Annotated in this window: 10 protein-coding genes; 7 read left to right on the plus strand and 3 right to left on the minus strand. The window is 67.5% G+C overall.

Annotated features, from left to right (window positions below; genetic code table 11):
* Window positions 1-8 precede the first annotated feature (8 nt).
* Together HPC46_RS27915 and HPC46_RS27920 are read right to left on the minus strand one after the other, a co-directional pair.
* Window positions 9-1,181, minus strand: a complete 1,173-nt coding sequence (locus tag HPC46_RS27915) for an MFS transporter (RefSeq protein ID WP_179475419.1) — start codon at window positions 1,179-1,181, stop codon at window positions 9-11.
* Entirely contained in the window at window positions 1,178-3,517 is a 2,340-nt protein-coding gene (locus HPC46_RS27920) for a heavy metal translocating P-type ATPase (protein ID WP_179475420.1), read from the minus strand. The genes HPC46_RS27915 and HPC46_RS27920 overlap by 4 nt, the downstream gene beginning before the upstream one ends.
* A 110-nt stretch (window positions 3,518-3,627) precedes the next feature.
* Here HPC46_RS27920 and HPC46_RS27925 point away from each other — a divergent pair, with 110 nt between their 5' ends.
* Together HPC46_RS27925 and HPC46_RS27930 are read left to right on the plus strand one after the other, a co-directional pair.
* Window positions 3,628-4,095 (plus strand): DUF2231 domain-containing protein, encoded by a 468-nt coding sequence (locus HPC46_RS27925; RefSeq protein ID WP_179475421.1) that lies wholly within the window; start codon window positions 3,628-3,630, stop codon window positions 4,093-4,095.
* Between the two features lie 97 nt (window positions 4,096-4,192).
* Entirely contained in the window at window positions 4,193-5,059 is an 867-nt protein-coding gene (locus HPC46_RS27930) for a TIGR03619 family F420-dependent LLM class oxidoreductase (protein WP_179475422.1), read from the plus strand.
* A gap of 3 nt (window positions 5,060-5,062) precedes the next feature.
* Here HPC46_RS27930 and HPC46_RS27935 read toward each other — a convergent pair whose 3' ends face one another.
* A complete protein-coding gene (locus HPC46_RS27935; RefSeq protein WP_179475423.1) occupies window positions 5,063-5,863 on the minus strand; it encodes an enoyl-CoA hydratase/isomerase family protein in 801 nt (266 codons plus the stop codon).
* A gap of 44 nt (window positions 5,864-5,907) precedes the next feature.
* Here HPC46_RS27935 and HPC46_RS27940 point away from each other — a divergent pair, with 44 nt between their 5' ends.
* The 5 genes from HPC46_RS27940 to HPC46_RS27960 all read left to right on the plus strand — a co-directional run.
* Window positions 5,908-6,336, plus strand: coding sequence for a type II toxin-antitoxin system Rv0910 family toxin (locus tag HPC46_RS27940; protein WP_179475424.1), 429 nt, complete (start codon window positions 5,908-5,910; stop codon window positions 6,334-6,336).
* Window positions 6,337-6,343: 7 nt separating this feature from the next.
* Window positions 6,344-8,323 carry a propionyl-CoA synthetase gene (locus HPC46_RS27945; protein WP_267910028.1) on the plus strand — a complete coding sequence of 660 codons (1,980 nt, stop codon included), beginning with the start codon at window positions 6,344-6,346 and terminating at the stop codon, window positions 8,321-8,323.
* Window positions 8,324-8,325: 2 nt separating this feature from the next.
* Entirely contained in the window at window positions 8,326-8,952 is a 627-nt protein-coding gene (locus HPC46_RS27950; protein WP_179475426.1) for a VOC family protein, read from the plus strand.
* Window positions 8,949-9,410: a ribonuclease HI gene (rnhA, locus tag HPC46_RS27955; protein ID WP_179475427.1), complete on the plus strand. Its 462-nt coding sequence runs from the start codon at window positions 8,949-8,951 to the stop codon at window positions 9,408-9,410. Before HPC46_RS27950 ends, rnhA begins: the two co-directional genes overlap by 4 nt.
* A gap of 82 nt (window positions 9,411-9,492) precedes the next feature.
* Window positions 9,493-10,180: DUF222 domain-containing protein (locus tag HPC46_RS27960; protein WP_179475428.1), on the plus strand; the 688-nt coding region annotated here is incomplete at its 3' end.

A 10,180-nucleotide genomic window follows, 5' to 3' on the forward strand; every position in this document is an offset into this window, starting at 1 on the left:
CAGGGAGCCTAGCGAAACCGCCGGATGGCCACCGGAACCTGGGCTGCCAGGAGGGCCACCCCGAAGCAGCCGCCCACCACCCCGGAGATCAGAAGGGGCACAGTGCCGTCGCTCCCCCACAGGAAACCGGCCCACAGCCCGGCCGCGAGGATCGCGAAACCGCTGGCACCCTGGAACACTCCCTGCGCGCTGGCCTGCCGGTCGGCGCCGACCAGCGAGGAGACCCAGGCCTTCCCGACGCCGTCGGTGCACGCAGTGAACATCCCGTAGGCCGCGATCAGCAGCCAGGCCGCGACGGGTTCGGTGGTCAGCCCGAGTCCGATATAGCCGACGGCGAAGAAGACCAGTCCGACGCCGAACACGGCCGAGCGGGGCAGCTTGTCGGCCAGTACACCGGCCGGGAAGCTGCCCAGCGCATACACCAGGTTGTAGCCGACGTAGGCCAGGATCACCTCGACGACACCGAAGCCGATCTCGTTGAGCCGCAACAGGAGTAGCGCGTCGGGGAAGTTGACGGCACCGAACGCGACCAAGATCGCCGTCACTCGCCAATACCGCTGCGGCAATTCGCGCAACCCGCGGAAAATCCGCTGCCGCGGCTGCGGAGACCTGACCCGCCGGGGCTCGCGCACCAGCACGACCAGCAGCACGGACAACACCGCGGGGACGACAGCGATGTACAGCAGCGGCGCTATGCGGTGATCCAGCAGCTCGTAGCCGGCGAGCCCGATCAGCGGGCCGACCACCGCGCCGAGCGTGTCCATCGCGCGGTGGAAGCCGAACACCCTGCCGCGCAACGATTTGTCGATACCGTCCACCAACAGCGCGTCACGTGGCGCGCCGCGAATGCCTTTGCCGAGCCGGTCGACCACCCGGCCGGCCAGCACACCGGGCCACGCCACGGCGACGGCGATGATGACCTTGCCGAGTGCGGCCATCCCGTATCCCGTTGCGATCAAAGGGCGTTTGGCAAACCGATCGCCCAGCGGACCCACCGCGAGCTTGGTCAGCGATGCCGCACCCTCCGCGGCTCCTTCGACGGCGCCGACCACCGCGGGAGGTGCTCCCAGCACGGCGGTGAGGTAGATCGGCAGCAGCGGGTACAGCAATTCGCTGGCAGCGTCCTGGAGGAACGACACCGCCGAGAGGACCCGGACGTTTCGGCTCAGCCAGCCCGTCACGACGTGTCGGCCGCGGACAAGAACGCCGGCGCGAGAACGAAGAAGTTCTCCTCCTCCTGCACGAAGTGCAGCCGCAGCAACGCATGCAACCCGTACAGGCAGGCCATCAGGTCGTCGCTCTGTTCGGGCCGCACCGCGCCGGTCTCCTCGGCCAGCTCGCGATGGCTGTGCAGCCGCCCCGCCAGACGGTGGATCTCGGCGTGCATACGGCTCATCGTCGCGGTGGCCTCGACACTGCCCAGCGGGCGGGCCAGCGCCGGATACAGCGCGCTGTCCTCGGCGTCCTCGTGCGGGAGCAAGGTGTCCTGCAGGAAGCTGTCCGCGGCGCGCAGTGACACCAGCGCGCCGGCCAACTGCCCGGCGGCGACCTGGTGCGCGGTGTCACGCAGCAGCGACAGATCGTCACGCATCTGGTCGTGCTCGGCGGAGAATCGCCGCACCAGGTCTTCGGCGTCGCGGCTCAACGGCGGCGGCCCGGTGTGGTCCCCGCGCAATGCCCGAAGGGCGTTGAGGATGACCGCGAGATCGATTCCTTCCTGTAGCAGCGCACCCCAGGCGGGCGGCAGCCAGCCCGCGGCGGCGACGCCCATGGCGACCAGCGACAGGCCCATTCCCACCGCGGCGCTCTGTACCGCGATGCGTCGCGATCGCCGTGCGATCAGCTTGGCATCGGCGAGCCGGTCCAGCCGGTCGGAGGTGAGCACGATGTCGGCGGCTTCCGAACTGGCCGTCGCCCCGCGGGCCCCCATCGCGATACCGACATCTGCGGCGGCCAGCGCGGGCGCGTCGTTGACCCCGTCGCCGACCATGGCGGTGACCGCGCGCTCGCTCTCGGCCCGCACCCGCGCGACCTTGTCGGCCGGCGTCTGTTGCGCGGCGACCTCGTCGAGGCCCAGCACCGTACCGATCTGCTGCGCCGGTGCGGGCCGGTCCCCCGTGAGCATCACCAGCCGGGTCATGCCGGCCAGCCGCAGGCGGCGCAGGGTGCGCGGCGCATCGGGGCGCAGGGGGTCGGTCAGCAGCATCGCCCCGGCCAGTTCGTCCTCGACACGGACCCATGCCACCACCGCGCCATCGAACGATGCCCGCGACAGAACCGACGCCGCCCACTCCGGTATGTCTCCGTCGACGTTGAGATTGCCGACGGTGACCAGCTTTGAATCCACCACGGCCGACACCCCGATGCCGGCCTCTTCGGTGACCGAGTCGGGCATGCTCAGTGGCACGCCGCGCAAGCGCGCCTCGTGCACGATCGCAGCGGCGAGTACGTGCGGCGAGAGCTGGTCGGCCGAGGCAGCCAGTGCCAAGACCTCGTCGACTGTCCAGCCCGGGCCGACCACGATGTCGGTGCCGCGGGGATGCCCCGTCGTCAACGTCCCGGTCTTGTCAAGGACCAATGTGGTTGCCCGGCCCAAGGTTTCGAGCGCACCACCACCACGGACCAGAACCCCGATACGCGACGCGCGGGAAAGTCCGGAGACGATCGCCACGGGTGCCGCCAACAACAGCGGACATGGTGTGGCCACCACAAGGACGGCAACCGCGCGGTCGGGTGAACCGCTGAGAATCCAGGCCAGTGCGGCCACGACGAGAGCCACGGGCAGGAACCATGCGGCTACGCGGTCGGCGATGCGCACCACCGGCGCCGATTCCGCCGCCGCCTGCCGCGCAAGCCTGACGATCCCGGCGTAGGTGCTGTCCGCGGCGGATGCCGATGCCCGCAGTTCCAGTCCGCTGCCCGCGTTGACGCTGCCGCTGCGCAGCGGCTGGCCTTGACCGCACCGGACCGGTACGGATTCGCCGGTCAGCGCGGAGTCGTCGAGCTCCGCGAATTCCGAGAGCACGACTCCGTCGACGGGCAACACCTCGCCGGGCCCCACCACCACGACGTCGTCGACACCGATATCGTCCAGACCGACCACCTCGACCCCCGCGGGCGTGCGCCTGCGCGCGGTGCGCGGCACCCGGTCGAGCAGTGCCCGCAAATCCTTGGTGGCCCGTCGTTCGGCCGCCGCGTCGAGGGCCTGCCCCGTGGCGAGCATGACCCCGATCAGCGCGCCTGCGAGGTACTCCCGCACCGCCAGCGCACCTCCCAGCGACAGCACGGCAAGGACATCCACACCCACCCGGCCGGCCCGGATCGACGAGATCACCCACCACAACGCGGGAACGATCGCGGCGACGGTGCCGGTGATCCAGCAGGCATCGGCAACCTCACGCGCACCGAGCACCCACGCCACAGCGCCGGCGAGCAGTGCCGCCAGCGTCACTGCGAGAAGTACCCAGCGCACGAATCCTCCAGCGGGACCGGCATTATTCGGCGCTGGGTCGTTCATGACAGCCATGATCTCAGGTATGTGGCGGCTTTCGACGCACATGGGCAACCGCGCCGGGCTATGTAGTATTCGCAGCTGAGGCTTCGCCCATCCATCGGCAGGAGTACCAGGTGTCGACTTTCAACGGACTTCCCGCGCATGTGCTGCTGGTCCACTTCGTCGTGGTGCTGGCGCCATTGACAGCCATATTGGCGATCCTGTGCGCGCTGTGGCCCGCGGTTCGGCAGCGTCTGGTGTGGCTGGTACTGGCGCTGTCGTTGGTCGTTGCGGCGCTGACACCGCTGACCACGGAGGCCGGCGAGTGGCTCGAGCACCAGGTCGGTCGGTCGCCGGTGCTGCACGCGCATACCGAACTCGGCGACACCATGATCTTCTTCTCCGGGGCGTTGCTGGTCGCGGCGGTACTGCTCGCGGTGGTGCACGTTCGCAGCAGCCGCGGAACCCCGCTGTCATCAGTGCTGTCCATCGTCGTGGCCGTGTTCGTGGTGGTGGCAGGAATCGCGACGATCGTGCAGGTGTATCGCATTGGCGACTCCGGCGCCAAGGCCACCTGGGGACAGATTGCGCAAAGCAAGTAGCTGTCGGACAACGGTTTTCGGCCCGGGCGGCGCGACCATTCGTGCCGATTACCAGGTTTTATGACCAACAAAGTAGAACGCGTTCTACTATCGCGATATGCGATTCACTTACGCCGAGGCCATGATCAATCCGCAGTTCTACATCCCGCTGGCCCAGGCCGCCGAGGCGGCCGGCTACCACGGGATGACGATCCCCGACAGCGTGGCGTACCCGTTCGAATCGGACGCCAAATATCCCTACACCCCGGACGGCAACCGGGAGTTCTTGGACGGCAAGGAATTCATCGAGACGTTCGTGTTGACCGCAGCGCTGGGCGCAGTAACCACGAAACTCAAATTCAACTTCTTCGTCCTGAAGCTGCCGATCCGCCCGCCGGCCCTGGTGGCCAAGCAGGCCGGGTCCCTGGCGTCACTCATCGGTAACCGCGTCGGGCTCGGCGTCGGGACCAGTCCATGGCCCGAGGACTACGAACTGATGGGCGTGCCGTTTGCCAAGCGCGGCAAGCGAATGGACGAGTGCATCGACATCATCCGCGGACTCACCAGCGGTGACTACTTCGAATACCACGGCGAGTTCTACGACATCCCGAAGACCAAGATGGCCCCCGCACCGACCGAGCCGATCCCGATCCTGATCGGCGGACATGCCGACGCGGCGCTGCGCCGGGCCGCACGCAACGACGGCTGGATGCACGGCGGCGGCACCGACGATCTCGACGATCTCCTGGTCAAGCTCAACCGCTATCGCGAGGAGGAGGGGACGACTGACCGCCCCTTTGAGATCCACGTCATCTCGCTCGACGCATTCACCGTCGACGGGGTGAAACGCCTGGAAGACAAGGGCGTCACCGACGTGATGGTCGGCTTCCGCTTGCCCTACATCATGGGTCCCGACCCCGAGCCGCTGGAGAACAAGATCCGCAATCTCGAAATGTTCGCCGAACGGGTTATCTCGAAAGTCTAACCGTCACAGCGGATCCCACTTTGGGGCGCGCTTCTCGCGGTGAGCCATGGCGGCCTCGCGCGGGTTGTTGGTGAACCCGGTCAGGATCTGCGTCCGGTTCTCGATCTCCTTGGCGTGCCGAAGGCTCGGCGCGTCCAGAGCAGCGTTGAGTCCGGTCTTGGTCTGCCAGACCCCGAAAGCGTTGTTGGCGGCGATGGTGCGGGCCATCTCCAGTGCGGCATCGGCGAGCTTGTCAGCGGGCACCACCTCGTAAACCAGCCCGATCCGGTACGACTCGGCCGCGTCGATGATCCGCCCGGTGAGCATCATCTCCCGCGCGGCGCCCGCACCCACGATCTTGGGCAGCAGGTAACTCGTCCCCATATCCAGCGACGAGAAGCCCGCCTTGATGAACACCGAGCCGAAGCGTGCGGTCTCCGAGGCGATCCTGATATCGCAGTGCAGGGCGTAGGCGAGCCCACCGCCGACGGCCACTCCGTTGACCGCGGCGACCACCGGGATGGGCAGTTCGTAGAGCCGGGTCAGTTGGTCGGCAAGCCGGACCTGCCCGTCATAGGTCGTCTTGAACTGCGCCTTCGCCGGCTCGGTCCACGGCTTGCCGGCACCGCTGAGATCGGCTCCCGCGCAGAAACCCCGGCCCGCTCCGGTGAGGACGGCGACCCGGTATTTCCAGGAGCTCAGTTCGTCGAGCACTTCGTCCAGGCCATCCATCAAGGTGCCGTCGATCGCGTTGAGCACCTCCGGCCGGTTCAGGGTGATGCCGGCGATTCCGTCTTCGAGTTCTGCGAATTCCACAGCAGCCATGACGTGCAGATTAGCCCCCGGCCACGGCGGGTATTCCGCGCGCCATGGCAACCGTTGACGTGGCTGTCCCTTCTGACGTGCCGCCCGAGCGGGCGTGGGAGTTGGCGTCGAATCTGCACCGGTTCGGTGAATGGATGACGATCTTCGGCGACTGGCGCAGCCCTGTTCCGCTGGTCATCCGCAAAGGCACCCAGGTGTCGTCGCTGATCAAGGTGAAGGGCTTCCGCAACACCATCCACTGGAACGTCACCAACTACGACGCGCCACGGACGATCGAGCTGAAGGGCTGGGGGCGCGGCGGCATCGGGATCGGTATCACGATGAACGTCGTCGACGAACATCCGGGAACGTGTTTTCGGCTGCTGGCCGACATCTCCGGTGGGCTGCTGAACGGGCCCATCGGCCGCCTGGTGGCCCGCGTCCTCGAGGGAGAGGTCCAGAAGTCGGTGGAGAACCTGGCCGCGATGGCCTGAGCGGGACCTGCCGTTCGGCGCAGATGCCAGTGCGTTCGTCGACAAACCTCGCGTAGGTGCGGCTCCCGTCACGCCGGCGCGCTACCGTGCTACCACCCAACGACGGGAGGAAGCGCAGATGGGCGGGTATCGCGAACTCTTCGACGCCAGCGTCGCCGACCCCACGCAGTTCTGGGCGCAGGCCGCCCGCGCAGTGTCGTGGACGCGCGCACCGCGACGCATCCTCGACGACTCGAACCCGCCGTTCTACCGGTGGTTCCCCGACGCGGAGTTGAACACCTGCGCCAACGCTCTCGACCGGCACATCGCCGAGCGTGGCGACCAGCCAGCACTGATCTACGACTCCCCGGTCACCGGGACCAAGCGGGTGTACAGCTATCGCGAATTGCTGGACGAGACAGCGCGTTTCGCCGGTGTGCTGCGCGGGCTGGGTGTCGGCAAGGGCGACCGCGTGGTGCTGTACATGCCGATGATCCCCGAGGCGGCCATCGCGATGCTGGCCTGCGCCCGCCTGGGCGCAGTGCACTCGGTGGTGTTCGGCGGATTCGCCGCCCACGAACTGGCCACCCGCATCGACGACGCCCAACCGGTGGTGGTCGTCTCGGCGTCATGCGGTATCGAGCCGACTCGGGTGGTGGAGTACAAGCCGATGCTCGACCATGCGCTGGAACTGGCCGCACACAAGCCGGCGGCCTGCGTGATCGTTCAGCGTGACCGGCAGCCCTGCGATCTGGTCGAGGGTCGCGATGTGGACTGGGGGCACGCGATGGCCACGGCCGCGCCCGTCGACCCCGTTCCGGTGGCCGCGACCGATCCGCTGTACGTGCTCTACACGTCGGGGACGACGGGTAAGCCCAAGGGCATCGTGCGAGACAACGGCGGCCATGCGGTCGCGCTGCTGTGGAGCATGCGGCACATCTACGACATCGACCCGGGCGACGTGTTCTGGGCGGCCTCCGATGTGGGGTGGGTGGTGGGCCACTCCTACATCGTGTACGGGCCGCTGCTGGCCGGTGCGACGACGGTGCTGTACGAGGGAAAGCCCATCGGCACACCGGATCCCGGCGCGTTCTGGCGGGTCGTGGCCGAGCACGGGGTCAAAGCGCTGTTCACCGCGCCGACGGCGATCCGGGCGATCCGCAAGGAGGATCCGGAAGCGTCGCATGTGGGTCGTTACGACCTGTCCTGCCTGAAATATCTGTTCCAGGCCGGCGAGCGGCTGGACCCGGACACCTACGCGTGGGCGTCGGCGAAACTCGGTGTGCCCGTTGTCGATCACTGGTGGCAAACCGAGACCGGCTGGGCGATCGCCGCCAATCCGATGGGCGTGCAACATCTTCCGCTGAAGCCGGGCTCCCCCACCGTGCCGATGCCGGGTTACGACGTGCAGATCCTGCAGGTCGACGGTTCACCGTGCGCACCGGGCGAGGAGGGTGCCATCTGCATCAGCCTGCCGTTGCCGCCGGGAACACTGCCGACGCTGTGGGGCGACGACGCGCGCTATGAGGCGTCGTATCTGTGCGAGCACCCAGGCTTCTATCTGACCGGTGACGGCGGCTACCTCGATGAGGACGGGTATCTGTTCGTGATGGGCCGGATCGACGACGTGATCAACGTTGCGGGACACCGGTTGTCGACGGGATCGATCGAAGCGGTGCTGGCGGCGCATCCGGCGGTGGCCGAGTGCGCGGTGATCGGGGTGGCCGACGAGATCAAGGGGCAGGTGCCTCGCGGGTTCGTGGTGTTGAAGGCCGGGGCGTCGGCCGAGGGCCTGGCCGATGAGCTGGTGGCCTCGGTGCGTAACGAGATCGGTGCGGTGGCCTGCTTCCGGCTGGTCGATGTGGTTCCGGCGCTGCCGAGGACCCGCTCGGGGAAGATCCTGCGCAAGACGATGCGGGGTATCGCGCACGGTAAAGACGAGCCGGTGCCGTCGACCATCGAGGATCCGGCCGTACTGGAGACGCTGAAGCCGATTCTGCAGGGATAGGCGTGCCCATCGCGGTCGACGAATTTCGTGTTGCCGATGCGCCCGACGTGTGGCGGTCGGCCGGCTTCAGCGTGGATCCCGACGGCGTCTGCCGGATCGGCGATGTTCGGGTACGACTGCTCGGGGACGGCAGCGGCATCGTCGGCTGGACACTGCGCGAGCTGCCGGTGGACAGGGATCTCGACGGCGTCCCGACCTCGCGGTCTGATGCCGCCCCCGCCGTGCCTGCCACGCACGCGAACGGTGTGACGTCGGTCGACCACGTCGTGCTGCTGTCGCCCAATCTTGCCAGGACAGTCTCGTCACTGGCCGCCGTCGGATTACCACCGCGCCGGGAGCGCGACGCCGAACTCGGCGGCCAATCGATGCGGCAGGTCTTCTTCCGGTTGGGGCCGGTGATTCTCGAGGTCGTCGGCGCACCAGAGGCGGCCGACGACGGGCCGTCGTCGTTGTGGGGCATCACCTACGTCGTGGCCGATATCGACGCGACGGCGGCGTTTTTCGGTGATCGCACCCTGCCGGTGAAAGACGCGGTGCAGCCTGGACGCCGGATCACCACGCTGCGTCATCGCGATCTGGGCATGTCGGTTCGGACGGCGATGATCTCGCCGCCTATTCTCAGCCGATGACCGATGTCGTTGTCATCCACACCGACGGCGGGTGCCGGCCCAACCCCGGCCCGGGCGGCTGGGGCGCGGTGCTGCGGATGCGCCAACATGTCCGGGAGATGTGCGGCGGCGAACCCGGCGAGACGAGCAACAACCGGATGGAGCTGACCGCGCCGATCATGGCGTTGGAGGCCCTGACCCGGTCGGTGACGGTGCACCTCTATACCGACAGCACCTATGTGCGCAACGGCATCACGAAATGGGTGTCCGGCTGGGAGCGCAATGGCTGGCTGACCGCCGCCAAGCAGCCCGTGAAGAACGTCGACCTGTGGCAGCGGCTCCAGATCGCTTGTGCGCGACACCAAGTCGAGTGGTTCTGGGTGAAAGGCCATTCCGGTGTCGCCGACAACGAGCTGGCCGATCAATTGGCGACGCGCGGTTTACAGGAAGCGGTCGCCGGGTCGACTGTCGCGATCTAGCGAGTTATCCACACACTGCCGTTCATCCCCAGATTGAGTCGTACCCGAATTTTCTGTCGGTGGCCCGACGTAGTCTTTCGACATGGACTCGAACAATTGTTCGATAGATGTGGCGCTGGGCGCGCTCGATGATGCCGTCGACGCCCTGGCCGCTCTTGACGTGGAGTCCTTGTCGCCGCCGGATCGGTTTGTGGTGTTGGAGCGGTTGGAGACCGCGCGGCGCCGCCAAGTCGCGTTGTCGCACGCCGTGGTGTCCCGGTTGGAGCAGTTCCAGGGGTGTCCGCCGGTGGGGATCACGTTGGCCGATGTGTTGCGGGTCAGCCCGACCGAGGCGCGGCGGCGGATGCGGGATGCCGGGCAGTTGGCGCCGCGCACCACATTGACCGGGCAGCCATTGGCGCCGGTGTTGCCGGAGACTGCGCAGGCGTGGCATGCCGGGCAGCTCGATGGTGAGCATCTGCGGGTGATTCAGAGGTTCTTTCGGGATCTGCCCGATCACGTGTCTCCGGCGCAAAGGGAGAAGGCCGAACGCTCGCTGGCTGAGAAGGCGGCGGTGCTGCGGCCGGATCAGTTGGAGCGGGTGGCGCATCGGCTGGCGTTGCATCTCAATCCTGACGGCACGTTTTCTGATGAGGATCGGGCGCGCAAACGCGGCTTCACGTGGGGCCGGCAACGTGCCGATGGCATGCGTGAGGGCAAGCTGGTCGCCGACCCGGAACTGCAGGCCGAGCTTGACGCGTGGAACGCCAAGTACGCCGCGCCCGGCATGT

Origin of the sequence: Mycolicibacterium vinylchloridicum (genome assembly GCF_013404075.1) — a bacterium.
Lineage (GTDB): Bacteria > Actinomycetota > Actinomycetes > Mycobacteriales > Mycobacteriaceae > Mycobacterium > Mycobacterium vinylchloridicum.

Coding starts and splice junctions, on each gene's coding strand:
- HPC46_RS27935 (WP_179475423.1), bottom strand. CDS start 5,863: ATGGCTGCTGTGGAATTCGCAGAACTCGAAGACGGAATCGCCGGCATC.
- rnhA (WP_179475427.1), top strand. CDS start 8,949: ATGACCGATGTCGTTGTCATCCACACCGACGGCGGGTGCCGGCCCAAC.
- HPC46_RS27930 (WP_179475422.1), top strand. CDS start 4,193: ATGCGATTCACTTACGCCGAGGCCATGATCAATCCGCAGTTCTACATC.
- HPC46_RS27920 (WP_179475420.1), bottom strand. CDS start 3,517: ATGAACGACCCAGCGCCGAATAATGCCGGTCCCGCTGGAGGATTCGTG.
- HPC46_RS27940 (WP_179475424.1), top strand. CDS start 5,908: ATGGCAACCGTTGACGTGGCTGTCCCTTCTGACGTGCCGCCCGAGCGG.